The organism is Klebsiella sp. P1CD1 (genome assembly GCF_003790505.1).
Lineage (GTDB): Bacteria > Pseudomonadota > Gammaproteobacteria > Enterobacterales > Enterobacteriaceae > Klebsiella > Klebsiella variicola.
In genome coordinates, this window is record NZ_CP033631.1 from 221,645 (window position 1) to 246,637 (window position 24,993).

Below are 24,993 nucleotides of genomic sequence, written 5' to 3' on the forward strand. Positions count from 1 at the left end.
CAATGTTGCCGGATGGCGCTGCGCTTAGCCGGCCTGCGGGAAGATGACCCACAGGCCTGGCGATTTTTTAGGCGGCGTGCTTCCGCGAGTTCACTGTATTGACGGGAGTGGCGCCGGCATCGCATTTCGCCGGCAGCAGCACAGCCATCAGCGCGGCCAGAGCCAGGGAGATAGCCAGGCAATACACCCCCGCGTCTTTGCTGTAGAGAGTGATCAGTACGCCCACCGCGTAGGGACCGCAGAAGCCGCCGAGGTTGCCGAGGGCGTTGATAACCCCGCGCGCGCCGCCGGCCATTTCAGCGCTGAACAGCCGTGCCGGAATGGTCCAGAACACGCCAGCCGCCGATTGCAGGAAGAACCCGCAGCCGACCAGCGCGGCGTAGGACAGCCAGATCTGATTCTTCAGCGCCACCGACAGGAACATGCACAGGGCAAAGCCAATCAGCGGCAGGCAGACAAACAGCTTGCGTTTGCCGGTGCGATCCGAGAGGGAGGAGAACAGGAACATGCCGGCAATGGCGCCGACGTAGGGCAGAATGGCGAGCACCCCGACCTGACCCATGCTGCTGTGGGTCAGCTCTTTGAGGATGGTGGGCAGCCACAAGGTGTAGCCGTAAATCCCGGTCTGATAGAAGAAGTTCAGCGCGATAAGCTGCCACATGGTTTTATCGGAAAGCACTGCGCTGAGCGAAGCGTTTTTCACCTCGGTTCCGGCAATCGCCTTTTGTTCTGCGGCCAGCGTTTCCACCAGATAGTGCTTCTCGGCATCAGAGATCCAGCGCGCTTCCTGTGGGCGGTCATAGACGGTATAGGCCCAGAGCAACAGAACGGCCACTGAGAGCAAACCTTCGATAATGAACAGCCAGCGCCAGTCGAGTACGGTGATGATCCATCCCGAAAGCGGGGCGGTGATAATCCCGGCGATGGGGACAAACATAATGACAATGGCGTTAGCGCGCCCGCGTTCGGCGTCCGGGAACCAGTTGCTGATCATGGTTAGCACTACCGGGAGCATCCCACCTTCCGCCACCCCCAGCAGGAAGCGCAGCACCAGCAACTGATACTGGTTGGTGATTAATCCCGTCAGGACGGAGATTACCGCCCAGGCGACCAGCGACCAGCCAATAAACTTCTTGCCGCTTCCGTGAACGGCAATTTTGCCGCCGGGAACCTGTAAGAACAGATAACCAATAAAGAAAATACCACCTGCCAGTCCCGCCATGGTGGCGGAAATACCCAGTTCTGCATCCATGCCGCCCGGCATCGCAAAGGCGATATTGACGCGGTCCATATAAGAGATAATACAGGCGATCAGAATTGGTGGAATAATTCGCAGCCAACGCTGACGAGGGATATCTTTTAGTCCTGGTCGAGAGGTCATATTCATAGTTGTAGCCTCGTAGAGTAAGTGTTCTGTTTTTTATTATTGTTGTGCTTTATTTAAGGCAGTAATGCCGTCGCGTAATATCGCTATGCGATGATTGACGTCCGCATCAGGATTAATTTCCAGTAATTTAATACCGAGAAATTGCAAAGGCTTGCTGTCAGTACAGGCTAATAATTCACGCACATGTGTGTGGGTCATTAAACTTTCTGCACAGAAGGGGGAGAACGGTGCGTGTAAATCCTGCCATTCACCGTATTCGCCATGTTGCGTGGTACCGGAGAACATCAGTGCGCCAAGCTTACCGGCCTGGCTGGCCTGCCGGGTATGGGCCAGCGGCAGGGTGGTGTCCTGGCCTTCAATGGCAGAGCGTGCCCAGTTAATGCCAACGCTGATCTCATAACCGGCAAGGGTTTCCAGCACATTATCTAAAGGCAGAAATCCCTTGCGCGGCGCGGGGCCGGTCATCGCATCGCAATGTTCCAACACCAGGTCGCACGACCAGTCCCAGCTGGCGACTTCCTTCAGCGAACGGGCAAAGGCGTCGGTAGCCTGGGTGACGTTAGGGTTGCTGGCGCAAGGGGCGGCATGGAGTTCAAGCGCCACGATTTTCCCGGCGTTTGCCGCATTGATCGTGTTGATTTTCTGGTAAAGGTGGCGATAGTACGCCACGCAGGCTTTACGCTGTTCTTCGTCGCTGGACGCCAGCCCAAAGCCGTCGTTACCTCCGCGGCGGCGCATGGTTTCCATAATCGCCGTGACGACGATTTGCCAGTCGGCAGGCGTATGGCGCAATAACCACTCGTCGCCCAGTGGGTGGAGATGTTCAAGACAGGGCTGCTCCAGCCCTCGAATATCCGGGGTGTCGGCCAGTTGCCGCCAGAATGCTTTTTCTTCGTCTTCACTTTTCTGGTGAAAAGAGGGTGCACAGGGATACGCACCGATAATATAACCGGTATTATTTTTCATAATGTGCTCCTGAATATAATTCTTTTATAAAGCGTCGATGGCCACTTTAACCACGATTTTTCTGATCGGCGTGGCGACCGACTTATGGCATCCGGGGCGATGAACATCCTGTGGGAAAAATATGACGTAGCTTCCCGGGATCATTTCAAGGAACGATTCATGTTCGCAACCGTGAAAGAAAATAATATCGCGCTGTGCTAATAGCGATTCGCTAATGGCGTTATTACCGTTATCAATAGCGAAACCTATTTTCTCTTCGCCCCAGGCCAGAAATTGGATATCCAGATAGCGGCGATGCACTTCCGGGCGATTTTCGGCAACTTCGCGAGTGGTTAAGTCGATAATCTGCGCGAAGATATTTTTGCCGTCGATCTCCACGACGCCGGGGGCCAGTTTGCTGAAATCGGTGCTGCGCAGGAAATCCAGGGCTCGCTCAATTGCCGCAGGCAACCGACACGGATTAGGCTGCGTGATATGTCCAAAGATCATGGCTTAACTCCTTACAGCGCCTGAATTTTCGCCCAGACGCTGTCATCGACGGTGATACCGTCGCGACGATTCTCTTCCAGCAGGCGGGTAAACTCATGTCCCGGTAAACGGATGGCCACGTTTTCATCGGCCCGTTCGGCGGTGGTGATGAAATCCATAATCCGTTGCAGCTTGGCATCGCGGGTTGCGCCGTCGATAAGCTTATCGACCTCAATGGCGATGAAAATCTGCGAAACGCCATATTCATCGCTGTTTTCCTGGGTCACTTCGGCAACAGAAGATCCATTGGAAAGCAGGGTGGCGATCATATCCAGCACGATCGACAGGCCGGAGCCTTTCCAGTAGCCCATCGGTAAAATGCGGCGATTTTTCTCGATGACGCCCGGTTCTTTGGTCAGGTTGCCCTCATCGTCGAATCCGCCGTCTACCGGCAGTTCACGGCCCGCCAGGCGGTTCACCTCCAGCATGCCGTAGGAGAACATCGACATCGACATATCCACCATGGTGATTGGTGTGGAAGGAATGGCGACGATCAGCGGGTTGGTACCGATACGGCATTCTTTGGCGCCCCACGGCGGCATCACGGCGATGGAGTTGGTCCAGCAGATGCCGATGTAGCCTTTTTCCGCCGCCTGCCAGCCGTAGCTCCCCCCGCGCATCCAGTGGTTGGCGTTCCGCAGCGCCACCAGCCCAATGCCGTGATCGGATGCCAGTTCCATCGCCCGGTCCATCATCTTTTTTGCCGTCAGGTTGCCGATGGACCGCTGGGCGTCCCACTGCTCAATCGCGCCGAGGCTGGTAATACGCTGCGGTTTGGCTTCAGGGATGATATCGCCATTGTCCAGTTGCTGGATAAAGCGGGGAAAGCGGTTCACGCCGTGTGAATAGACGCCGGATTCCGTGGTGCGGGCGAACATGTCCGCGCAGGCATCGGCGGTTTCCGCCGCCACGCCGCGTTTAAGCAGTACCTGATTGAAGGCCTCTTTTAACTGCGAAAAAGTTACTTTCATACGAGTTTCCCTGGTGAGTTTTGATCGCTTTTTTATCGTTAAATTTCACAATGCGAAATCTGATTTCAAATATAACGATCAAAATTTGTCAGATCAACGGCAGGGGTGTTTTTTAAAAACAATAAAAATCAATTGGTTATGTTTTTTGATCTCAGATCGTGAACTGACACACACTTTGCGCTACCATCAGAACGCAACGAAAGGGGAGCGGAAGCGATGGTGATGAAAGAGAGCGAGACAGGGCAAGACAAAGAGAGGCCGGCGGGAAGTCAGAGCCTGTTCCGTGGACTGATGTTGATTGAAATCCTGAGCAACTATCCAAACGGTTGCCCGCTGGCGCATCTGTCAGAGCTGGCGGGGCTGAATAAAAGCACGGTCCATCGATTGCTGCAGGGCTTGCAGTCCTGCGGGTATGTCACGCCAGCGCCGGCTGCGGGTAGCTATCGGCTCACCACCAAGTTCATCGCGGTTGGACAGAAGGCGCTGTCCTCGCTGAATATCATTCATGTGGCGGCCCCCCATCTTGAAACGCTTAATCTGGCGACGGGCGAGACGGTGAACTTTTCCAGTCGGGAAGACGATCATGCGATCCTGATTTACAAGCTCGAGCCGACAACCGGAATGCTGCGTACCCGTGCTTACATTGGCCAGCATATGCCGCTCTACTGTTCCGCGATGGGGAAGATTTACATGGCGTTCGGCCATCCTGATTATGTTGAGCATTACTGGAATACTCATCAGGATGTTATTCAGCCGCTGACCCGCAACACCATCACCGGCTTACCGGCCATGCATGATGAGCTGGCGCAGATCCGTGAACGTAACATGGCCATGGATCGGGAAGAGAATGAGCTGGGGGTGTCCTGTCTGGCGGTGCCGGTTTTCGATATTCATCAGCGCGTGCCCTATGCCATCTCTATTTCTCTTTCGACGTCGCGCCTCAAGCAGATAGGCGAAAAGAACTTGTTAAAACCGCTGCGTGAGACCGCCGAAGCAATTTCGCGTGAGCTGGGTTTCACGGTGCGTGAAGCGTCAGGCAAATGACCACATCCTGCAGGCCATCTGACAAAAAACAGCGCTGATTCCATTCAGGATCAAAGCGCGGGCAGGGACTATTCTGGCACCCTGCGGTTTTATCCCCAGGGAGCAGAGGATGAACCAGTTTCTTATTGCCAATGCCCAGCGGTGTATTGGCTGTCGTACCTGTGAAGTGGCTTGTGCGGTGGCGCACCAGCAGGCGCAGGATGTCGCCGCCCTGTCGACGAACCATTTCGCGCCGCGTATCCGGGTGGTGAAAAGCGGTGACATATCGACGGCGACGGCGTGCCGGCAATGCGAGGATGCGCCCTGCGCCAGCGTTTGCCCGCAAGGGGCGATTCAGCGCGACAATGACGTCTGGTGGGTCGACCAGCGGCGCTGCATCGGCTGCAAAAGTTGCATGGTGGCCTGCCCGTACGGCGCGATGACCGTTACGGTAGTGAAGGAGCAGGCGCAGGCGCTGAAATGCGATTTATGCCATCACCGCGCTGAAGGACCAGCCTGCGTGGCCGCCTGCCCGACGCAGGCGCTGCGGGTGATGGTTCCCGCGGAGCTGGAGGCGCTATGTGCGCAAAAACGCCAGCGGCTGGCGCTGGCGTGAGTGGGGGCGCTGACGGGCGTTAACCGCCCGTGGCGTCAGAGGCTATGCTTCCTGTTCGCGCCAGGCGAATTCAATCTCTTCGGCGAGAATTTTCACCCCGGCCTCAATTTTTTGCGGGTCTGGCACATAGTTCATGCGCATACACTGGTGAGTGTGCGGCCACGGCTTATCCAGACCCGGGAAGAAGTAATCCCCCGGCACCATCAGCACGCCGCGCTTTTTCAGCCGCTGATACAGCAGCTCGGTGGAGACCGGCAGGTCCTTAAACCATAGCCAGAGGAAAATGGCTCCCTCCGGTTTGTGGATCAGGCAGCGCTCCTCCGGTAAATAACGGCGAATAATGGCGATGGTTTCCTGCACCCGCTGGTAATAGAAGGGCTTGATCACCGTCTCTGACAGGCGCAGCAGATCCTGTCGTTTAATCATTTCGCACATCATTGCCGGCCCAATGCCGCCAGGGGCGAGGCTGATAATGCCGTTCATGTTGCTGATGGCGGTGATGATTTTCTCGTTGGCGATGATAATCCCGCAGCGGCTGCCCGGCAGGCCCAGTTTGGACAGGCTCATACACAGCACGATGTTTGGATTCCACAGCGGTCGGGCGTCGCTAAAGATAATGCCCGGGAACGGCACGCCGTAGGCATTATCAATCACCAGCGGGACCCCGTGCTGATTCGCCAGCGCATCCAGTTTGATCAGCTCTTCATCAGTGATGACGTTGCCGGTCGGGTTGGTGGGGCGCGAGACGCAGATCATCCCGGTCTCTTCCGTCACCTGCAGATGTTCAAAATCAACGTGGTATTTGAACTGGCCTTCCGGCAGCAGTTCGATGTTCGGCCGGGTGGCAACGAACAGATCCTCTTCCAGACCGGCATCGGCGTAACCAATATATTCCGGCGTCAGTGGGAACAGTACCTTACGCGTGGTGCCATCTGCCCGACGGCCTGCAAACAGATTAAATAAGTAGAAAAATGCGCTCTGACTGCCGTTTGTTAGCGCAATATTCTGTGGTTCGATCTCCCAGCCCAGCTCGTCGCGCAGCATGTTCGCCAGCAGGCTCAGCAGCTCGCTTTTGCCCTGCGGACCATCATAATTACAAAGCGCATCAAGGGCTTTGCCATTATCCAGCATGTCGGACAGCAGCTGCTGGAAGTAGTCATTCATTTCCGGGATCTGAGCGGGGTTGCCGCCGCCCAGCATAATAGCGCCCGGCGTGCGCAGACCGTCATTAAGGTCTTCCATCAAGCGGGTGATGCCTGAATGACGGGTGAATTTGTCGCCGAAAAGGGAAAATGTCATCGCGAATAGTCTATCGGTGGTTCTGGAAAGTGGCTAACCATAACGCCAGCGCTAGCGTGGTGCAAATCGGCGGGAGGAGACGGCTTTTTATCTTTATCCTGTAAATTGCTATTTTGTTAGCGTTTTGTTCTGAATGGCTCCCCGCCAGGGCGGAGAGCCACCTGTGGATTACTGCTGTTGTCCGGCCCAGATGACCATCACTTTGTCTTCACCGCTCTCACGCACGAACCCGTAACCACGCGGCATCGACAGCGTTGTCTGTTTGCCCATGCCGATTGCCGGATGGCGAGCGCGGAACTGACCGATCTTCTGCCAGTGAGTGACGCTGCGGGCCGCCTTGCCGTTAACATCCTGCCAGTTCATCTGCGAACGGGTGCCCTGCAGCGGGTCCGAGCCGGTGGGGCCGAACGGGCGCGATGATTCGTCACCATAGAAAATCTGCACGGCGCCAGGGGCCAGCAGCAACAGCTCCGCCGCGGTGGTGCCGCCTTCGCGGAACAGGCGCGTATCGTGCGAGGAGAGGTAACTCAGGACGTTAAAGCTCTGCAGCTTGTCCGCCATTTGCTGCCAGGTGAGGTCAATATTAGCCATACAGGTCGCCGCTTTCGCCGCCTGATCCTGATAGTCGAAATTGATCATCGCATCAAAACCGTGGCGATAATAATCGCTCTGCATCACTCCATGTCCCCAGGCTTCGCCGGTCATCCAGAACGGCGCCGCATCCAGCGCTTTATCCGGATTGGCTTTCTTCCACTCCGCCAGCGCGGCGGTGGCCTGGGTTTTTAACTGCTGCCAGGCGTCCATCTCCACATGTTTGGCGGTATCGACGCGGAAGCCATCGATGCCGTAGTCGCGTACCCACTGGCTCAGCCAGTGGGTCAGGTAGTCGCGCGGCGTATAGCCCGGGATCGCTTTCGCTGCGGTGTCTGGTTTATGGCTATAGAAGTTCGGCAGGCCTGAGGCTTCCTTCGATTCGGTTTTCAGGTCCGGCAGGAAGGCCAGCGACATGGTGAGATCGTCATAGCCTGGGTTGTCATAATCGCCGATATCGGTGCGGATCCACTTCTTGCCCCACCATTTCTCCCAGCCGGCTTTGTCGCTGAAGTTGATGTAGTCGTTAAAGCTATGCCAGGTCTGGCCCGCGCCCGGTTTCCAGTCCGTCCAGCGCTCGCCAAGGGTTTTTTTCAGCTCATCGCCTTGCAGATACAGGGCGCCGAACTGGAACTCCTGCATGTCGGCCAGGGTAGCGTAACCGGTATGGTTCATCACCACGTCAAACAGGATGCGTATGCCGCGCTTATGCGCTTCATCCACCAGTCGGCGGAGATCCGCTTCGGTCCCCATGTTGGCGTCCAGTTTCGACCAGTCCTGGGTGTAATAGCCGTGGTAGGCGTAGTGCGGGAAATCGCCCTTCGTGCCGCCGCCGACCCAGCCGTGGATCTGCTCGAGCGGGGAGCTGATCCACAGGGCGTTAACCCCCATCTGCTGCAGATAATCCAGCTTGCTGGTTAATCCCTGCAGGTCACCGCCGTGGAAGGTGCCGATCTCCTGCATGCCGTCTTTATGACGGCCATAGCTGTTGTCGTTGGCCGGGTTGCCATTTACAAAGCGATCGGTCAGGACGAAGTAGACAGTGGCGTTGTGCCAGTCAAACGGCGCCGGGGCGGCGGTCTCGGCACGCTCGAGCAGCAGCAGGCCATTGCTGCCGAAGGCGGGCTGCAGGGTGATTTTGCCGCCGCTGACGGTCGCGACATTGCCGCTGTAGAAATCGCGGACCTTGCTGCCCTCGGCGAAGGTTTTGCTGACGTCGATGGTCAGCGGTTTTCCATCCCACTTCGGACACTGACGGATCTGCGGCGCCGCGGCGCTGGCCTCTTTTTCCTCCAGCGAAATCATCATTGTCGGTGTGCCGGAGCGGGTATCCACCTCCAGGGTATACAACCCCTGGCGGAAGATACGCCATTGCGGCGGGGTGCCACGGCAGGGCTCCATGGACAGCATCTGGTTGAGCTTAATGCCGCCGGAAGGCTGCCAGCACTGCTGGTCAAAATTTAGCTGCAGAGGACGTGTACCCTTCTCAACCACTTTCTGGCTGATGAATCGGCCCGTCCCTTCTTCGGTAAAGGCAGGGAAGTCGGTAGTAGTCCAGGCGGCAAAGGCCATCCCAGGCACGAATAACGTGGCAAGCGCAGCGAGTTTCATTGCGGGATCCTGTGAGCGGTTTTTATCTAGTGTGCCTTGTTGCCGCACGGGTGAACTCCTCCTGGCGGGCGTTTTACCAGGAGGATGAAAAGGGGTGAGTGACACCGCTCAAAAAATAGGCTAAAAATGAGACGAAGCTAGCATTTTCGCACTGGCGATGCGGCGCAGAAACCGATTTCAGATGACACCAATTCGGAATTGGACTATTTCTGTTGATGCTCTCATTGCGTATTTTTGATACTATTAGCGATTCAGCTATCGTTTTTTTGTGAAAAACAAGGTGTTGGAATGCATATATCCGACCAGGAGACCTGATGATATCGAATCCCATACGACGATATGGGGCCGCCATACTTATGTTACTAACCTGTGTATTTTCAGGTAGTGTGTTGGCAACAACGCACACAGCAACAAAGAGTCATAAAGCCCCAACGGTTAAGAAGATCAGTAGTACTAAGGTAAGCAGTAAACAAGAGTATTCTCGCAATAGTGTAAAGAGCAGTTCACTTCCTGACTTGCGAAAATACCCTTCCGGAACACCAAGGAAAAAAGCGTTTCTCCGGACGGTCATGCCTTATATTACCAAGCAGAATCAGGCGATTACTGCGGATCGTAACTGGCTTGTTTCCAAGCAGTACGATGCTCGCTGGTCGCCGACTGAGAAGGCGCGTCTGAAAGATATCGCTGCCCGTTATAAGGTGAAGTGGTCAGGCAATACGCGTCATGTGCCCTGGAACGCGCTGCTTGAGCGTGTCGACATTATTCCGAACAGCATGGTGGCAACCATGGCGGCGGCGGAAAGTGGCTGGGGTACCTCCAAGCTGGCGCGTGAGAACAACAACCTGTTTGGCATGAAGTGCGGCGCCGGTCGCTGCCGCGGGGCGATGAAAGGCTACTCGCAGTTCGAATCAGTGGAGCAGTCGGTGCAGGCTTATGTCACCAACCTGAACACCCACCCGGCTTATTCTTCATTCCGCAAATCGCGCCTGCAGCTGCGCAAGGCGGATCAGGAAGTGACGGCCAGTACCATGATTCATAAGCTGAAGGGTTATTCGACCAAAGGGTCGAGCTACAACAACTATCTCTTCGCGATGTATCAGGACAATCAGCGGCTCATCGCCGCCCATCTGTAATCCGGATGCCCGGCCTTGTCGCCGGGCATTTTTTTGCCCTACAGCATCACCTCGCTGTGCCGGTCACGGTACTCCTTCGGCGTCACGTCGTACTCCTTCTTAAACACCGAATAAAAATATTGCAGCGATGGGTAGCCGCACATCTGTGATATCTCATTGATCGACAGGCTGGTGGACACCAGCAGGCTGCGCGCCTTTTCCAGTTTCTCGCTGTGGATCACCGTGTGGATGGTCTCCCCGACTTCCTCTTTGAAGCGTTTCTCCAGATTGGAGCGAGAGATGCCCACGGCGTCGAGCACCTGTTCCACCTTGATGCCTTTGCAGGCATTGTTGCGAATGTAATGCATCGCCTGAATCACGGAGGGATCGTTCAATGACCGGTAGTCGGTGGAGCGTCGCTCAACGACGCGCATCGGCGGGATCAGCTGGCGCTGCAGCGGGAGCACCTCGTTATTCAGCAGCCGGTGGAGTAATTTTGCCGCCTGATAACCCATCTGGCGGGTGCCCTGGGCGACGGAGGAGAGGGCGACGCGAGAGAGATAGCGGGTCAGCTCCTCGTTATCGATGCCAATAACGCACAGTTTCTCTGGCACCGGGATATGCAGCAGCTCGCAGGCCTGCAGGACGTGGCGGGCGCGGGCGTCGGTGACGGCGATGATGCCGGTTTGCGGCGGCAGGGTTTGCAGCCAGTCGGCGAGCCGGTTTTGCGCGTGCTGCCAGTTTTCCGGCGCCGTCTCCAGCCCCTGGTAGACCACGCCGCGATACTTCTCCTTCGCGACCAGCTGGCAGAAGGCATACTCGCGCTCTACCGCCCAGCGTTTACCGCTGGAGGTGGGGAGTCCGTAAAACGCGAAGCGGTGCACCCCTTTTTCCTTCAAATGAAGAAAGGCGCTTTCCACCAGCGCGGCGTTGTCCGTGGCAATATAGTGGACCGGCGGGTACTGCTCTGGCTGATGATAAGAGCCGCCGACGCCGACGATGGGCACGTGGACATCGGCCAGCAGCTTTTCAATTTCGGGATCGTCATAGTCGGCGATAACGCCATCGCCCAACCACTCTTTGATGTTTTCGATTCGTGCCCGAAAATCCTCTTCAATAAAGATATCCCACTCCAGCTGGGAGGCTTGCAGATACTCGCCGACGCCCTCAACCACCTGGCGGTCATAAGCTTTGTTGGCATTGAATAACAGCGTAATACGGTGACGCTTTTCAAACATAGATAATGTTCCTGCTCTAACCCCGGTCATACCCCTTCATTCATGATGTTGCCGATGGCCTGGCTTCCTCACTCACCCGGGCCACGTACGCCGGTACGCAGCCCGGGGGCGCCGTCTGCAACCCGAATGCTGTTGGGTATACACTACCGGCTAATGCCCGAGATATTTCAAGCGCCTTGTGGCGAAGTTTGGCGGTAGCGCAAAGAATTCAGACATTCTCCAGAGAGTCTCTCCTCACGCGCGCCGCTTGGTGGCGGAGTCCATCCACACCGCCAGCAGCAAAATGGCGCCTTTAACGATATATTGCCAGAAGGTGGCGACGTCCATCATGCTCATGCCGTTATCCAGGGCTGACATAATAAACGCCCCCATTACCGCTCCGGCGACGCTGCCGATGCCGCCCGCCAGGCTGGTGCCGCCGATGACGCAGGCGGCGATGGCGTCCAGTTCGGCGATATTGCCCGCCGAGGGCGACCCGGCGCCGAGGCGCGAGCTGAGGATCAGCCCGGCAATGGCGACCATCAGGCCGTTAATGGCAAACACCGCCAGCTTGGTTCGCTCGACGTTGATCCCTGAGAGGCGGGCCGCCTCCAGGTTGCCGCCGATGGCATAGATGCGACGACCAAAGGCGGTGCGGGTGGCCATAAACAGACCTGCCAGCAGCAGGGCAGCGAGGATCAGCACCGGGGTGGGCACGCCACGATAGTCATTGAGCAGCCAGATTGCGCCCAGCACAATCACCGCGGTAATGGCCTGACGGCCAACGGCGGCGGTGGAGGACGAGGTCGCCAGACCTAACGCCTGACGGCGCATCCGCCCGCGCCACTGCCAGACGATAAACGCCGCCATGCCGACAACGCCGATGCCAAACCCAATACCGTCTGGCAGATAGCTTTGGCCGATCTGCGCCATCGCCGGGCTGGTGGGCGAGACGGTGGTCCCGTTGGTGATGCCGATCAGAATGCCGCGAAACGCCAGCATCCCGGCGAGGGTGACGATAAACGAGGGAACCTTGCGATAGGCCACCCACCATCCGTTCCACGCCCCGAGCAGCAGGCCCATCACCAGGGTCACCAGGATGGTGAGCGGCAGCGGCCAGCCGAGCCAGACGTCAAAGATTGCCGCGGCGCCGCCCAGCAGCCCCATCATCGAGCCGACGGACAGGTCGATTTCTGCCGAAATAATCACAAACACCATGCCAACGGCGAGGATGCCGGTGATGGCCGTCTGGCGCAGCAGGTTGGAGATATTGCGTGCGCTCAGGTAGGCGCCATCGGTAACCCAGGTGAAAAACAGCATAATGACGACGATGGCGGCGATCATCACAAAGACCTGGAGATTCAGCCCCTTCAGCGCCGGCAAGGCGGCGGGGGCGGTTGGGGTGAGTTTGATTTCAGACGACGTGTTCTTCGACATGGCGTTCGCTCCTCAGCGCGGCTTCCATCACCTGTTCCTGGGTCAGATGTTGATTAACCAAATTGGCTTTTAGTCTACCTTCGTGCATGACCAGCACCCGATCGCTGAGACCGAGCACCTCGGGCAGTTCTGATGAAATGACAATGACCGCGATGCCCTGCTGCACCAGCTGGTTAATCAGTTTATAAATTTCATACTTCGCCCCGATATCGATGCCACGGGTGGGTTCGTCGAGGATCAGAATGCGCGGATTGAGCAGCAGACAGCGCGCGAGTATCGCCTTTTGCTGGTTGCCGCCGCTCAGGCGGCCAATCGCCAGTTCCGGCGAGGAGGTTTTAATTTTCAAACGCTGAATGGACTGCTGAATGCAGTGCTGCTCGGCGGCGTCGTCCAGGCTGCTCATCGCGCCGGTGAACTGGTTGAGCGCCGCCAGGGTAATGTTTTTGCCCACCGCCATCACCGGCACGATGCCGTCTTTTTTGCGGTCTTCCGGCACCATGGCGATGCCGTGGGCAATGGCCTGCTGGCAGTTAGAAATGCTCACCGGCTGGCCATCAATAAAGATCTCCCCTTGCCAGCGCCCCGGCCAGACGCCGAACAGGCACTGTACCGCCTCGGTACGTCCGGCGCCGACCAACCCGGCGATGCCGAGGATTTCCCCGCGACGCAGGGAAAACGAGACGTCATTGACGCGTTTAATATGGCGGTTTACCGGGTGCCAGGCGGTTAAATGTTCGACCCGCAGGATCTCCTCGCCGTGGGCGTGCGGCTCGCTGGGATAGAGCGCGGTGAGCTCGCGGCCGACCATCATGGTGATGATATCGTCTTCGCTCATGCCGCTGGCGTCGCGGGTGCCGATGTGCTGGCCATCGCGGATCACGCAGATCGTGTCGGAGATCGCTTTGACCTCATTGAGCTTGTGAGAAATATAAATGCAGGCGATACCGTGGTTTTGCAGATCGCGAATGATCGTCAGCAGCGTCGCGGTCTCTTGTTCGGTTAAGGAAGCGGTCGGTTCGTCGAGGATCAGCAGACGAACCTGTTTATTCAGCGCCTTGGCTATCTCCACCAGCTGCTGCTGGCCAAGGCCGAGGTCGCCGACGCGGGTGTCGGGCGATATGGGCAGATTGACCTGCGCCAACAGCTTCTGACAGCGCAGCGTCATGGTTTCATAATCCAGCAGACCGTGGCGGGAGATCTCGGCGCCGAGGAAAATATTCTCCAGCACGGTGAGATGTTTCACCAGCGCCAGCTCCTGGTGAATAATGGCGATGCCTTTGCGTTCGGTATCGCGAATATGGTTTGCCTGCAGCGTTTCGCCGGCAAAAATAATCTCGCCCTCATAGCTTCCGTGCGGATAGATACCGCACAACACCTTCATCAGCGTCGATTTCCCCGACCCATTTTCACCGCATAACGAGACCACTTCGCCAGCGTTCAGACGCAGGCTGACGTTATCCACGGCTTTAACGGCGCCGAAGGTTTTGGTGATGTTCTTCATTTCGAGTAGCCAGGCCATAAAGACTCCGCAAAAGTGATATCCGGCGGGATGAAAATGACGCCCCGGAGCGGGGCGTCAGCCATTACAATTCACTCTTTTTATGGAAACCGTCTTTAATCACCGTGGCGTCAATATTCTCTTTATTCACCTCAATGGGCGTTAACAGGCGCGAAGGGACATCTTTTAAGCCGTTATTCAGCGTGGTATCGGCCTTCGGCTGCTTATCGTTACCCAGCTCAACGGCGATTTCAGCGGCGTTGGTGGCCAGGGTGGTAATCGGTTTATAGACGGTCATCGTCTGAGTACCGGAAATAATGCGCTTCACACCCGCCAGGTCAGCATCCTGACCGGAGATCGCCACTTTACCGGCCAGCCCCTGGGCGGTTAAGGCCTGGATGGCGCCGCCGGCGGTGGCGTCATTGGAGGCGACCACGGCATCGATCTTGTTATTATTCGCCGTCAGCGCGTTTTCCATTATTTTCAGCGCGTTCTCCGGCAGCCAGCCGTCAACCCACTGATCGCCGACAATCTTAATTTTGCCTTCATCCACATACGGTTTGAGGACCTTCATCTGCCCGGCGCGGAACAGTTTGGCGTTATTATCCACCGGCGAGCCGCCCATCAGGAAATAATTACCCTGCGGCACTTTGTCGACCAGACTTTGCGCCTGCATTTCACCAACTTTTTCATTGTCGAAAGAAATATAGAAATCAATATCAGCATTATTAATCATACGGTCATAGGCCAGGACTTTAATACCTTCCTGCTTGGCTTCTTTAATCACGTTGCTGAGTACCTGACCGTTATAAGGAATAATGACTAACACATCGACGCCGCGGTTGATCATATTTTCAATTTGCGACATCTGCGTTTCTTCATTGCCGTTGGCGGATTGGACAAAAACTTTGGCGCCTAAGGATTCCGCTTTATTGACGAAAATATCACGGTCTTTCTGCCAGCGCTCCAGACGCAGATCGTCGATGGCCATGCCAATCTTCACTTCTTTCGCCATCCCCGCCATGCTGGCGAGCAGGAGGGAGCTGGCGCAAAGTGTAAGGCAAAGGTTCTTTATCTTCATAATAATGATACCTTTTTTGTAAGGGTAGATAAGACGAACGGAAAAATAATGTTTGATACATGAGGTTGCGGATACGTTACAGATTCTTAACGCGGAAAGCAGGGCTGGCAATTACCGGTTCTTATTTTGCCGTTATGAAATTTCGTTTAATGTGCAAATTATGACGGCGATCGTATTTTATTCATGCACACTCTTATTATTGCACTGGACTTGTCCGACAGGGCACGGAGAAGGCGGAAGTATATTATTTTTTGCGAGCTGGCGCACGTTTGTGGATTCTCTCAATGGCGGTGTGAAATAACGTAATTGAGGAGATGGAAAGTGAAATTCTATATTGGCTTAAACCCGTCATACTTCAAGTTGTAGGTGGGTTGGTGACATTCGTTGCTCCGACCTCTTGCTGGTACCAGCGCCTGGAGGTTCACGCTCTTGCCGCCTTCCTGCAACTCGAATTATTTAGGGTATCTGATTGGTTATTCGCCGCATCTCTGAATATGGAGTTCTCTATGCAGACCTATTTCGATCAACTCGATCGCGTTCGTTACGAAGGCCCGAAATCCACTAACCCGCTGGCTTTCCGTCACTACAACCCGGATGAACTGGTGCTGGGCAAACGGATGGAAGATCATCTGCGTTTTGCGGCCTGTTACTGGCATACCTTCTGCTGGAATGGCGCCGATATGTTTGGCGTGGGCTCCTTCGACCGTCCATGGCAGCAGCCTGGCGACGCCCTGGAGATGGCCAAACGTAAAGCCGATGTGGCGTTTGAATTCTTCCACAAACTCAACGTGCCTTACTACTGCTTCCACGACGTTGACGTCTCGCCGGAAGGCGCTTCGCTCAAGGAGTACAGCAATAACTTCGCCCGCATGGTCGAGGTGCTGGCAGAGAAACAGCAGCAGAGCGGCGTGAAGCTTTTGTGGGGGACCGCAAACTGTTTTACCAACCCGCGCTACGGCGCTGGCGCGGCCACCAACCCGGATCCGGAAGTGTTTAGCTGGGCGGCCACCCAGGTGGTCACCGCCATGAATGCCACTCATCAGCTGGGAGGCGAAAACTATGTGCTGTGGGGCGGTCGCGAGGGCTATGAAACCCTGCTGAATACCGACCTGCGCCAGGAGCGTGAACAGATTGGCCGCTTCATGCAACTGGTGGTGGAGCATAAGCATAAAATTGGCTTTAAAGGCACGCTGCTGATTGAGCCCAAACCGCAGGAACCGACCAAGCATCAGTATGACTATGATGCCTCTACCGTTTACGGCTTCCTCAAACAGTTTGGTCTGGAAAAAGAGATTAAACTGAATATTGAAGCTAACCATGCCACGCTCGCCGGCCATTCGTTCCATCATGAAATCGCGACGGCCATCGCGCTGGGGCTGTTCGGCTCCGTCGACGCCAACCGCGGCGATCCGCAGCTGGGCTGGGATACCGACCAGTTCCCGAACAGCGTCGAAGAGAATGCGCTGGTGATGTATGAAATTCTTAAAGCGGGCGGCTTCACCACCGGTGGCCTCAACTTTGATGCGAAAGTGCGCCGGCAGAGTACCGACAAATACGACCTGTTCTATGGTCATATTGGCGCGATGGATACCATGGCGCTGTCGCTGAAAGTTGCGGCGCGGATGATTGAGGACGGTGAGCTGGATAAACGCGTGGCCAGACGCTACGCCGGCTGGAACGGTGAGCTGGGGCAGCAGATCCTTAACGGGCAGATGACCCTCAGCGACATAGCCCAGTATGCCACTCAGCATCAGCTGGCGCCGCAGCATCGCAGCGGCCAGCAGGAACAACTGGAAAACCTGGTCAACCATTATCTGTTTGATAAGTAATCATGCGGCGGCGCCCGGCGTGACCGGCGTCGCAACCAGGATGCTCTGTTCGCGCCACGCTTAGCCGTGGCGCGCGTTTAAGGAGAGGTAGTATGTATATCGGCATCGATCTGGGAACATCGGGCGTCAAAGCCATTCTGCTGAATGAGCAGGGTGAGGTAGTGGCATCGCATACCGAAAAACTCACCGTCTCGCGTCCTCATCCGCTGTGGTCGGAACAAGATCCCGAACAGTGGTGGCTGGCGACAGACACGGCGATGAAAGCCCTGGGCGCGCAGTATAGCCTGCGCGACGTGAAGGCGCTGGGCATCGCTGGTCAGATGCACGGCGCCACGTTGCTGGATAAATCGTTACAGGTGCTGCGTCCGGCCATTTTATGGAATGACGGCCGCTGCGCCGAAGAGTGCCAGCTGCTGGAGGAAAAAGTCAGCGCTTCCCGGCAGATCACCGGCAACCTGATGATGCCGGGCTTTACGGCGCCGAAGTTACTCTGGGTGCAGCGCCACGAGGCGGCGGTGTTCAACCAGGTCGATAAAGTGCTGCTGCCGAAGGACTATCTGCGCCTGCGCATGACCGGCGAGCTTGCCAGCGACATGTCTGACGCCGCCGGTACGATGTGGCTGGACGTCGCCCGGCGTGACTGGAGCGATGAGATGCTCGCCGCCTGCGATCTCAGTCGGGATGCGATGCCGGCGCTGTTTGAAGGCAGCGACGTCACCGGACAACTGCGACCTGAGGTGGCGCAGGCGTGGAATATGCCGCAGGCGCTGGTGGTGGGCGGCGGCGGCGACAACGCCGCAGGCGCGGTCGGGGTCGGAATGGCCGACGCCGGGCAGGCAATGCTGTCGCTGGGCACCTCAGGCGTCTACTTCGCCGTCAGCGAAGGGTTCCTCAGCAAACCCGAAAGCGCGGTGCACAGCTTCTGCCATGCGCTGCCGGGCCGTTGGCATCTGATGTCGGTGATGCTCAGCGCGGCCTCCTGCCTGGACTGGGCGGCGAAATTAACCGGCCTGGCCAGCGTGCCGGCGCTGATCGCGGCGGCGCAGACGGCGGATGAAAGCGCCGGTCCGGTGTGGTTCCTGCCCTATCTGTCGGGCGAACGCACGCCGCACAACAACCCGCAGGCCAAGGGCGTCTTTTTTGGCCTGACGCATCAGCATGGGCCGGCAGAGCTGGCGCGGGCGGTGCTGGAGGGAGTGGGCTATGCGCTGGCGGATGGCATGGACGTGGTACACGCCTGCGGCATCAAGCCGCAGAGCATCACGCTTATCGGCGGCGGGGCGCGCAGCGCTTACTGGCGGCAAATGCTGGCGGATATTAGCGGCCTGCAGCTCGATTACCGTACCGGGGGCGATGTCGGCCCGGCGCTGGGGGCGGCCCGGCTGGCGCAGCTGGCGGTGCACGACGAGGCAGACCGCGCCGGGCTGCTGAAGCCGCTGCCGCTTGAACAAGCCCATCGCCCGGACGATCGCCGTGTGGCCCACTATGCGCCACAGCGGGAAACCTTCCGCCAGATTTATCAGCAGCTGAAATCGCTGATGTCTTAGCCTCAGTCCGTCCGGCAGCGCCGGGCGGATTCCCTCCCTGAATGTCCCGGCTACATCCATCCAAAAAAGCGTATTTGTTTATTCCGAAATCACCGCTTTGCCGTGCATAACCTGCGGCATCGTCGGGTGACTCGGTCATAATCAGCCCCTGTCGACCAGGGAGGTGAGATGAACACAAAACGCAACATTGCCAGGGTGATGATGGCAGCAGGATCGCTGGTTTATCTGCTCGGTATCTGGCGAACCTGCCCGTTGTTTAGCGGTAAAGGTTATTTTCTTGGCGTACTGGTGATGGGGATGTTTGCCGTCCTCGCCCATCAGCGCGCCAGCCAGTGGCAGGAACAGGACGACGGTTTTATTGCCTTATGTCGGCTGGTGCTGCTGCTATCGGTCGGCCTGCTGCTGGTCGGCGCCTGGTATGTGCCGGCAGACTGGCATGAAAAAGCCGTCTATATCGCGGCATGGTTTGTCTGCTTATATGGCGCATCGGCAACCCCCGAACGGACCCGCGTCGCCCGGGCGATGCAAAAAACGGAATAAGCGCCGCTCCGAGGCGCGTAAAAGGTAAAAAGTGATGGAAAACAAGCACGCGACGTATTCTCCGGCGTTTCATTTGATCTCCTGGATTGCCCTGATCGGCGGCATCGTCACCTATCTGGTGGGGCTGTGGAATGCCGATATGCAGTTGAATGAGAAAGGCTATTATTTTGCTGTCCTGGTACTGGGGCTGTTTGCCGCGGCATCTTATCAAAAGACGGTGCGCGATAAGTATGAAGCCATTCCGACCACCGCGCTGTACTACACCACCTGCCTGGTGGTCTTCGTTATCGCTGTAGGTCTGCTGGTTATCGGACTGTGGAATGCCACTCTGCTGCTCAGCGAGAAAGGGTTCTATGGGCTGGCGTACTTTTTGAGCCTGTTTGGCGCTGTTGCGGTGCAGAAAAACGTGCGTGATGCCTGGGACCCGACGCGCTTACGGGAACCTCTCAGCGTGACGGAAGAGGGGCCTGAGTCGTAATTCGGGCCCCTCCGGGTGGCGGACCGTTAGCTGACCAGCCGGCGGCTATCAATCCGCTGCACCAGGCCTGACAGCAGCAGGCTGCCGAGCAGGGCGGCGCTAAATATCCACACAATGTCCAGCAGCGGCCAGCGGGACAGCTCCAGATGGCTGGCGCGCAGCGCATGCACTATCAGGGCATGGAAACCGTAGATCCCCAGTGAATGTCGCGCAATGCAGGCGATACCGGGCAGGGGACGTGCGTTAAGCCAGTTTTTGGCCAGCGTCAGCAGGGCGACCGCGCAAACGAACACCGCCGGCCCGCAGTAGAGATACCAGGTGTCGCCAAAGTCTCCGCGCCAGCGCAGCTCATGCAGCGTGCCGCGGGAGATAACCCACACGGCGGCGATGAACAGCGCGGCGCAGAACGGGGTCAGCCATTTTTTATTGGTGTCCAGGGTGCCAATGGCTCTGCCCAGCACGCCGTAGAGCACGTAATAAAAGGTATCGCCGTTGATATAGAGGTTGACTGGCAGCCACTCAATCCCGGCGGCTTTGACGCTGACCATATTGGGGTTGGCCAGAATACCGAGGATCGCCATCAGCACCAGCAGCATTTTGCCACTGACGGACTTAACCTGAATCAGCGGCGAGAGCAGGTAGATGACGGCGATAGCAAAGAAAAACCACAGGTGGTAGAAGACGGGCTTCTGCAGCAAATTCTTTAACGATAGCTCGACGTTGATATGGGTAAACAGCGCGATATACAGCAGAGACAGCGCGCTATAGAACGCAATGCACAAACCAATTCGCCAGAAATGGCGCGGCTGGGCGCTGCGCTCGCCAAAAAACAGGTATCCCGAGATCATAAAAAACAGCGGCACGCTGACGCGGGAGGCGGAATTGAGCAGATTGGCGATGTCCCATTCCATAAGGGTGATGGCATGCGGATGAGTGATATACCAACTGGTACTGTGGATCATCACCACCATCATGCAGGCGATACCGCGCAGGTTGGTGATCCAGTGTATCTTTTCTTGCATCAGTCCCTCAAAGTCTGCTGGCGAAATAAGGTCTGACCCGCCTTATGTCCCGGTGTCGCAATAGATTAGTCTGAGTTTTCGGTCACAGACTTGTCGCGGTTTTATGATATTCGCAAAATACCTGTAATACTGAATCTTTACGATAACAACTTGCTAACAAGGCGGTGGAGGAGTACGTGGTGAAAGGTGTTGTTTCCATTATGCTGGTGCTGCTCCTCGCGGGCTGCAGCGAGACCATTTCTCCCCCGGCGCAAAAAGCGCAGCGCGCACGCATTACTCCGCAAACGACGCTCAATATGGCCCAGCTTTGCAAGGATCAGGCCGCTATTCGCTACAACACGCAAACGCAGCTCGTTGACGTGAACCATTTTGAACAATTCCAGGCGAGCTATGAGCTTTCGGGGCGGACCGGCAAGAATGAGCGTTTCATCTGTTCCTTTGACCCGGACGGCCAGTTTATGCATCTTTCGATGCGCTGAATCGACCCCGGCTGGCGTAAATTTCGTCCGTTTTCCTGAAACAACGCCGTTTCGTACTGTATATCTCGCAGCCAGCGGGTATACTGACTCCTTCCTTTAAATCCACACGTATCCAGCACGAAATCATATGCAAAAGTTTGATACCAGGACCTTCCAGGGCCTGATCCTGACCTTACAGGATTACTGGGCTCGTCAGGGCTGCACCATTGTTCAACCACTGGACATGGAAGTCGGCGCCGGCACCTCTCACCCGATGACCTGCCTGCGCGCGTTAGGGCCGGAGCCAATGGCGACCGCCTACGTGCAGCCTTCCCGTCGTCCAACCGATGGCCGCTATGGCGAAAACCCGAACCGTTTACAGCACTACTATCAGTTCCAGGTGGTGATTAAGCCCTCTCCGGACAACATTCAGGAGCTGTACCTCGGATCGCTGAAAGAGCTGGGTATGGACCCGACCATTCACGATATTCGTTTTGTCGAAGACAACTGGGAAAACCCGACGCTGGGCGCCTGGGGTCTGGGTTGGGAAGTGTGGCTCAACGGCATGGAAGTGACGCAGTTCACCTACTTCCAGCAGGTGGGCGGCCTCGAGTGTAAGCCGGTGACCGGCGAGATCACCTACGGTCTGGAGCGTCTGGCGATGTACATCCAGGGCGTGGACAGCGTTTATGACCTGGTCTGGAGCGATGGCCCGCTGGGTAAAACCACTTACGGCGACGTGTTCCACCAGAATGAAGTGGAGCAGTCCACCTATAACTTCGAATACGCCGACGTCGACTTCCTGTTCTCCTGCTTTGAGCAGTATGAGAAAGAGGCCCAGCAGCTGCTGGCGCTGGAGACCCCGCTGCCGCTGCCGGCCTATGAACGTATTCTGAAAGCGGCTCACAGCTTTAACCTGCTGGATGCGCGTAAAGCCATCTCCGTCACCGAGCGTCAGCGCTATATTCTGCGCATTCGCACCCTGACTAAAGCAGTGGCGGAAGCGTACTACGCTTCCCGTGAAGCGCTCGGCTTCCCGATGTGCAACAAGAATAAATAAGAGGCGGCCATGTCTGAGAATACTTTTCTGGTGGAAATCGGCACTGAAGAGCTGCCACCAAAAGCGCTGCGCAGCCTGGCGGAATCTTTTGCTGCGAACGTGACCGCGGAGCTGGATAATGCCGGCCTCGCACACGGTAAAGTGGAATGGTTTGCCGCCCCGCGTCGTCTGGCGCTGAAGGTAGCCAACCTGGCGGCGGCGCAAGCCGATCGCGAAGTGGAAAAACGCGGCCCGGCTATTGCCCAGGCGTTCGATGCCGAAGGCAAGCCAAGCAAAGCGGCCGAAGGCTGGGCGCGCGGCTGCGGTATCACCGTCGATCAGGCCGAACGTCTGACCACCGACAAAGGCGAGTGGCTGCTGTATCGCGCCCATGTAAAGGGCGAAAGCACTGAAGCGCTGCTGCCGAACATGATTGCCAGCTCGCTGGCGAAGCTGCCGATCCCGAAACTGATGCGCTGGGGCGCGTCTGACGTCCACTTCGTGCGTCCGGTTCACACGGTGACTTTGCTGCTGGGTGACAAAGTGATCCCGGCCACTATCCTCGGTATTCCGTCCGATCGCGTGATTCGCGGGCATCGCTTTATGGGTGAGCCGGAGTTCACTATCGATCATGCCGACCAGTACCCGCAGATCCTGCTGGAGCGCGGTAAAGTCATCGCCGATTACGAACAGCGTAAAGCCAAAATCAAAGCCGATGCGGAAGAAGCGGCGCGTAAGATTGGCGGTCAAGCCGATCTGAGCGAAAGCCTGCTGGAAGAAGTCACCTCGCTGGTGGAATGGCCGGTGGTGCTGACGGCGAAGTTCGAAGAAAAATTCCTCGCGGTGCCGTCCGAAGCGCTGGTTTACACCATGAAGGGCGACCAGAAGTACTTCCCGGTCTACGACAATGCCGGCAAACTGCTGCCGAACTTTATCTTCGTGGCCAACATCGAGTCCAAAGATCCGCAGCAGATCATCTCCGGTAACGAGAAGGTGGTTCGTCCGCGTCTGGCCGATGCTGAATTCTTCTTCAACACCGACCGTAAAAAACGTCTGGAAGATAACCTGCCGCGTCTGGAAACCGTGCTGTTCCAACAGCAACTTGGGACTCTGCGCGACAAGACCGATCGCATCCAGGCGCTGGCGGGCTGGATTGCCGGGCAGATTGGCGCTGATGTGAACCATGCGACCCGCGCGGGCCTGCTGTCCAAGTGCGACCTGATGACCAACATGGTCTTCGAGTTCACCGACACCCAGGGCGTGATGGGGATGCACTACGCGCGCCATGACGGCGAAGCGGAAGACGTGGCCGTAGCGCTGAACGAGCAGTATCAGCCGCGCTTTGCCGGCGACGCGCTGCCGTCTAACCCGGTGGCCTGCGCGGTGGCGATTGCCGATAAGATGGACACCCTGGCGGGTATCTTTGGTATCGGGCAGCATCCGAAAGGCGATAAAGACCCGTTTGCGCTGCGCCGCGCCGCGCTGGGCGTGCTGCGTATCATCGTTGAGAAGAACCTGAATCTCGATCTGCAAACGCTGACCGAAGAAGCGGTGCGTCTGTACGGTGAGAAGCTGACCAACGCCAACGTGGTTGATGATGTGATCGACTTTATGCTGGGCCGCTTCCGCGCCTGGTATCAGGACGAAGGTTACGGCGTCGACACGATCCAGGCGGTACTGGCGCGTCGTCCAACCCGCCCGGCGGATTTTGATGCGCGCATGAAAGCCGTATCGCACTTCCGTACCCTGGAAGAGTCCTCCGCGCTGGCGGCGGCAAACAAACGTGTCTCCAACATCCTCGCGAAATCCGACGAGACGCTGAACGACATCGTTCACGCTTCAGTGCTGAAAGAAGCGGCGGAAATCAAGCTGGCGGGCAATCTGGTGGTGCTGCGCGACAAACTGCAGCCGTATTTCGCCGCAGGCCGTTATCAGGATGCGCTGATTGAGCTGGCTGCGCTGCGCGAGCCGGTGGATGAGTTCTTCGAGAACGTGATGGTTAACGCTGAAGACAAAGATGTTCGCATCAACCGTCTGACGCTGCTGTCCAAACTGCGTGAACTGTTCCTGCAGGTCGCGGATATTTCTCTGCTGCAGTAAGCGTATCGGTAATAATAAAAGACCTGCCTCAGGGCAGGTTTTTTTATACGGGAAATATAAATAGATGAACCGTTAATAATTCTGTCATTGATATCTCCATTATTTACATTCATCGATAAGAAATGTTTTAGGAATATATAAACATAATTCCGTGAGGTATTTACGCTAGAATGGCGGCGGGTGCTTGAGACTGTGTGTCTCAGGTATTCAGCGGGAGACAGACAGAGAAAAGCCCCACCTGATAGTAATCAAAGTGAGGCTCCCCTATGCATGAACACCATAAGAGTAGCCTCTTACTTGTTGAAAATCAACACTGGAGGCGAGGAATGCCGCAAAAGTATCTGTTGTTTGGCTTAGTAGTGATTTGCTTCACTATTTTATTATTGACCTGGATGGTTCGTGATTCGCTATGTGAATTACAGCTCAGGCAGGGAAATATTGAGCTGGTGGCATTCTTAGCCTGTGATATTAAACAGTAAGAGCATCTGGTGGGGATCTATCCCCACCATGCTTGCAGTGTCAGGCATTCTCAATGCACCCTTTCATTGTTCACCAAATAAATCATTTGCCTCCTGATATCAGGAGGCCTTTTTATTTTTACACGATCGTTGAATAAAACAGGCTTGCAACGCATACCGGAGTG

At 56.6% G+C, this 24,993-nt stretch carries 22 protein-coding genes; 11 read left to right on the forward strand and 11 right to left on the reverse strand.

Annotation, left to right across the window (positions count from 1 at the left end):
- Window positions 1-67: 67 nt before the first annotated feature.
- The 4 genes from DTA24_RS01090 to yiaK are packed head-to-tail and all read right to left on the reverse strand — an operon-like array spanning window position 68 to window position 3,852.
- Window positions 68-1,387, reverse strand: coding sequence for an MFS transporter (locus DTA24_RS01090; protein ID WP_039102638.1), 1,320 nt, complete (start codon window positions 1,385-1,387; stop codon window positions 68-70).
- A gap of 36 nt (window positions 1,388-1,423) precedes the next feature.
- Window positions 1,424-2,353: a DUF4862 family protein gene (locus DTA24_RS01095; protein WP_039102637.1), complete on the reverse strand. Its 930-nt coding sequence runs from the start codon at window positions 2,351-2,353 to the stop codon at window positions 1,424-1,426.
- 24 nt (window positions 2,354-2,377) lie between these two features.
- Complete coding sequence (locus DTA24_RS01100; RefSeq protein ID WP_039102636.1) at window positions 2,378-2,842, reverse strand: YhcH/YjgK/YiaL family protein; 465 nt, start codon at window positions 2,840-2,842, stop codon at window positions 2,378-2,380.
- 11 nt (window positions 2,843-2,853) lie between these two features.
- Window positions 2,854-3,852: a 3-dehydro-L-gulonate 2-dehydrogenase gene (gene yiaK / locus DTA24_RS01105; protein ID WP_039102635.1), complete on the reverse strand. Its 999-nt coding sequence runs from the start codon at window positions 3,850-3,852 to the stop codon at window positions 2,854-2,856.
- Between the two features lie 216 nt (window positions 3,853-4,068).
- Between yiaK and yiaJ the strand changes: the two genes are divergently transcribed.
- Together yiaJ and DTA24_RS01120 are read left to right on the forward strand one after the other, a co-directional pair.
- Window positions 4,069-4,896 (forward strand): IclR family transcriptional regulator YiaJ, encoded by an 828-nt coding sequence (yiaJ, locus tag DTA24_RS01115; RefSeq protein WP_012540327.1) that lies wholly within the window; start codon window positions 4,069-4,071, stop codon window positions 4,894-4,896.
- 109 nt (window positions 4,897-5,005) lie between these two features.
- Window positions 5,006-5,491: a 4Fe-4S dicluster domain-containing protein gene (locus tag DTA24_RS01120; protein WP_016161946.1), complete on the forward strand. Its 486-nt coding sequence runs from the start codon at window positions 5,006-5,008 to the stop codon at window positions 5,489-5,491.
- A gap of 42 nt (window positions 5,492-5,533) precedes the next feature.
- Here the strand turns inward: DTA24_RS01120 and avtA are convergent, their stop codons facing one another.
- Both avtA and DTA24_RS01130 read right to left on the reverse strand, forming a co-directional pair.
- On the reverse strand, window positions 5,534-6,790 hold the full coding sequence (gene avtA, locus DTA24_RS01125; RefSeq protein WP_008806869.1) for a valine--pyruvate transaminase: 1,257 nt from the start codon (window positions 6,788-6,790) through the stop codon (window positions 5,534-5,536).
- 168 nt (window positions 6,791-6,958) lie between these two features.
- Window positions 6,959-8,992 (reverse strand): alpha-amylase, encoded by a 2,034-nt coding sequence (locus DTA24_RS01130; RefSeq protein WP_008806870.1) that lies wholly within the window; start codon window positions 8,990-8,992, stop codon window positions 6,959-6,961.
- 314 nt (window positions 8,993-9,306) lie between these two features.
- On the opposite strand from DTA24_RS01130, the gene DTA24_RS01135 reads away from it, so the two are divergent.
- Window positions 9,307-10,125 (forward strand): protein bax, encoded by an 819-nt coding sequence (locus DTA24_RS01135; protein WP_008806871.1) that lies wholly within the window; start codon window positions 9,307-9,309, stop codon window positions 10,123-10,125.
- Window positions 10,126-10,163: 38 nt separating this feature from the next.
- Here DTA24_RS01135 and xylR read toward each other — a convergent pair whose 3' ends face one another.
- From xylR to xylF, 4 genes are all read right to left on the reverse strand, one after another.
- Window positions 10,164-11,342, reverse strand: a complete 1,179-nt coding sequence (xylR, locus tag DTA24_RS01140; RefSeq protein ID WP_008806872.1) for a D-xylose utilization transcriptional activator XylR — start codon at window positions 11,340-11,342, stop codon at window positions 10,164-10,166.
- Window positions 11,343-11,576: 234 nt separating this feature from the next.
- A complete protein-coding gene (gene xylH / locus DTA24_RS01145; protein WP_008806873.1) occupies window positions 11,577-12,758 on the reverse strand; it encodes a xylose ABC transporter permease XylH in 1,182 nt (393 codons plus the stop codon).
- Window positions 12,736-14,277: a xylose ABC transporter ATP-binding protein gene (locus tag DTA24_RS01150; protein WP_012540329.1), complete on the reverse strand. Its 1,542-nt coding sequence runs from the start codon at window positions 14,275-14,277 to the stop codon at window positions 12,736-12,738. The genes xylH and DTA24_RS01150 overlap by 23 nt, the downstream gene beginning before the upstream one ends.
- A 64-nt stretch (window positions 14,278-14,341) precedes the next feature.
- A complete protein-coding gene (xylF, locus tag DTA24_RS01155; protein WP_004210164.1) occupies window positions 14,342-15,337 on the reverse strand; it encodes a D-xylose ABC transporter substrate-binding protein in 996 nt (331 codons plus the stop codon).
- A 506-nt stretch (window positions 15,338-15,843) separates the two neighbouring features.
- On the opposite strand from xylF, the gene xylA reads away from it, so the two are divergent.
- From xylA to yiaA, 4 genes are all read left to right on the forward strand, one after another.
- Window positions 15,844-17,166, forward strand: coding sequence for a xylose isomerase (gene xylA / locus DTA24_RS01165; protein WP_023298333.1), 1,323 nt, complete (start codon window positions 15,844-15,846; stop codon window positions 17,164-17,166).
- Between the two features lie 92 nt (window positions 17,167-17,258).
- The gene (gene xylB / locus DTA24_RS01170; protein WP_012967071.1) at window positions 17,259-18,713 is read left to right on the forward strand and encodes a xylulokinase; all 1,455 of its coding nucleotides are present in this window, start codon (window positions 17,259-17,261) and stop codon (window positions 18,711-18,713) included.
- Window positions 18,714-18,881: 168 nt separating this feature from the next.
- Entirely contained in the window at window positions 18,882-19,253 is a 372-nt protein-coding gene (gene yiaB / locus DTA24_RS01175) for an inner membrane protein YiaB (protein ID WP_008806878.1), read from the forward strand.
- A gap of 31 nt (window positions 19,254-19,284) precedes the next feature.
- Complete coding sequence (gene yiaA, locus DTA24_RS01180) at window positions 19,285-19,731, forward strand: inner membrane protein YiaA (RefSeq protein WP_008806879.1); 447 nt, start codon at window positions 19,285-19,287, stop codon at window positions 19,729-19,731.
- Between the two features lie 26 nt (window positions 19,732-19,757).
- Here the strand turns inward: yiaA and DTA24_RS01185 are convergent, their stop codons facing one another.
- The gene (locus tag DTA24_RS01185; RefSeq protein ID WP_012540332.1) at window positions 19,758-20,753 is read right to left on the reverse strand and encodes an acyltransferase; all 996 of its coding nucleotides are present in this window, start codon (window positions 20,751-20,753) and stop codon (window positions 19,758-19,760) included.
- A 179-nt stretch (window positions 20,754-20,932) separates the two neighbouring features.
- Here DTA24_RS01185 and DTA24_RS01190 point away from each other — a divergent pair, with 179 nt between their 5' ends.
- From DTA24_RS01190 to hokA, 4 genes are all read left to right on the forward strand, one after another.
- Window positions 20,933-21,232, forward strand: coding sequence for a YsaB family lipoprotein (locus DTA24_RS01190; protein ID WP_077598881.1), 300 nt, complete (start codon window positions 20,933-20,935; stop codon window positions 21,230-21,232).
- Window positions 21,233-21,359: 127 nt separating this feature from the next.
- Complete coding sequence (gene glyQ / locus DTA24_RS01200) at window positions 21,360-22,271, forward strand: glycine--tRNA ligase subunit alpha (protein WP_004205014.1); 912 nt, start codon at window positions 21,360-21,362, stop codon at window positions 22,269-22,271.
- A 9-nt stretch (window positions 22,272-22,280) separates the two neighbouring features.
- Complete coding sequence (glyS, locus tag DTA24_RS01205; protein WP_012967074.1) at window positions 22,281-24,350, forward strand: glycine--tRNA ligase subunit beta; 2,070 nt, start codon at window positions 22,281-22,283, stop codon at window positions 24,348-24,350.
- A 326-nt stretch (window positions 24,351-24,676) separates the two neighbouring features.
- Window positions 24,677-24,829, forward strand: coding sequence for a type I toxin-antitoxin system toxin HokA (hokA, locus tag DTA24_RS01210; protein ID WP_012967075.1), 153 nt, complete (start codon window positions 24,677-24,679; stop codon window positions 24,827-24,829).
- Window positions 24,830-24,993 lie beyond the last annotated feature (164 nt).

Coding starts and splice junctions, on each gene's coding strand:
- xylR (WP_008806872.1), bottom strand. CDS start 11,342: ATGTTTGAAAAGCGTCACCGTATTACGCTGTTATTCAATGCCAACAAA.
- glyS (WP_012967074.1), top strand. CDS start 22,281: ATGTCTGAGAATACTTTTCTGGTGGAAATCGGCACTGAAGAGCTGCCA.
- DTA24_RS01185 (WP_012540332.1), bottom strand. CDS start 20,753: ATGCAAGAAAAGATACACTGGATCACCAACCTGCGCGGTATCGCCTGC.
- xylB (WP_012967071.1), top strand. CDS start 17,259: ATGTATATCGGCATCGATCTGGGAACATCGGGCGTCAAAGCCATTCTG.
- hokA (WP_012967075.1), top strand. CDS start 24,677: ATGCCGCAAAAGTATCTGTTGTTTGGCTTAGTAGTGATTTGCTTCACT.
- xylA (WP_023298333.1), top strand. CDS start 15,844: ATGCAGACCTATTTCGATCAACTCGATCGCGTTCGTTACGAAGGCCCG.
- glyQ (WP_004205014.1), top strand. CDS start 21,360: ATGCAAAAGTTTGATACCAGGACCTTCCAGGGCCTGATCCTGACCTTA.
- avtA (WP_008806869.1), bottom strand. CDS start 6,790: ATGACATTTTCCCTTTTCGGCGACAAATTCACCCGTCATTCAGGCATC.
- yiaJ (WP_012540327.1), top strand. CDS start 4,069: ATGGTGATGAAAGAGAGCGAGACAGGGCAAGACAAAGAGAGGCCGGCG.
- DTA24_RS01090 (WP_039102638.1), bottom strand. CDS start 1,387: ATGAATATGACCTCTCGACCAGGACTAAAAGATATCCCTCGTCAGCGT.
- xylF (WP_004210164.1), bottom strand. CDS start 15,337: ATGAAGATAAAGAACCTTTGCCTTACACTTTGCGCCAGCTCCCTCCTG.
- DTA24_RS01120 (WP_016161946.1), top strand. CDS start 5,006: ATGAACCAGTTTCTTATTGCCAATGCCCAGCGGTGTATTGGCTGTCGT.
- xylH (WP_008806873.1), bottom strand. CDS start 12,758: ATGTCGAAGAACACGTCGTCTGAAATCAAACTCACCCCAACCGCCCCC.
- DTA24_RS01150 (WP_012540329.1), bottom strand. CDS start 14,277: ATGGCCTGGCTACTCGAAATGAAGAACATCACCAAAACCTTCGGCGCC.
- DTA24_RS01095 (WP_039102637.1), bottom strand. CDS start 2,353: ATGAAAAATAATACCGGTTATATTATCGGTGCGTATCCCTGTGCACCC.
- DTA24_RS01100 (WP_039102636.1), bottom strand. CDS start 2,842: ATGATCTTTGGACATATCACGCAGCCTAATCCGTGTCGGTTGCCTGCG.
- yiaB (WP_008806878.1), top strand. CDS start 18,882: ATGAACACAAAACGCAACATTGCCAGGGTGATGATGGCAGCAGGATCG.
- DTA24_RS01135 (WP_008806871.1), top strand. CDS start 9,307: ATGATATCGAATCCCATACGACGATATGGGGCCGCCATACTTATGTTA.
- yiaK (WP_039102635.1), bottom strand. CDS start 3,852: ATGAAAGTAACTTTTTCGCAGTTAAAAGAGGCCTTCAATCAGGTACTG.
- DTA24_RS01130 (WP_008806870.1), bottom strand. CDS start 8,992: ATGAAACTCGCTGCGCTTGCCACGTTATTCGTGCCTGGGATGGCCTTT.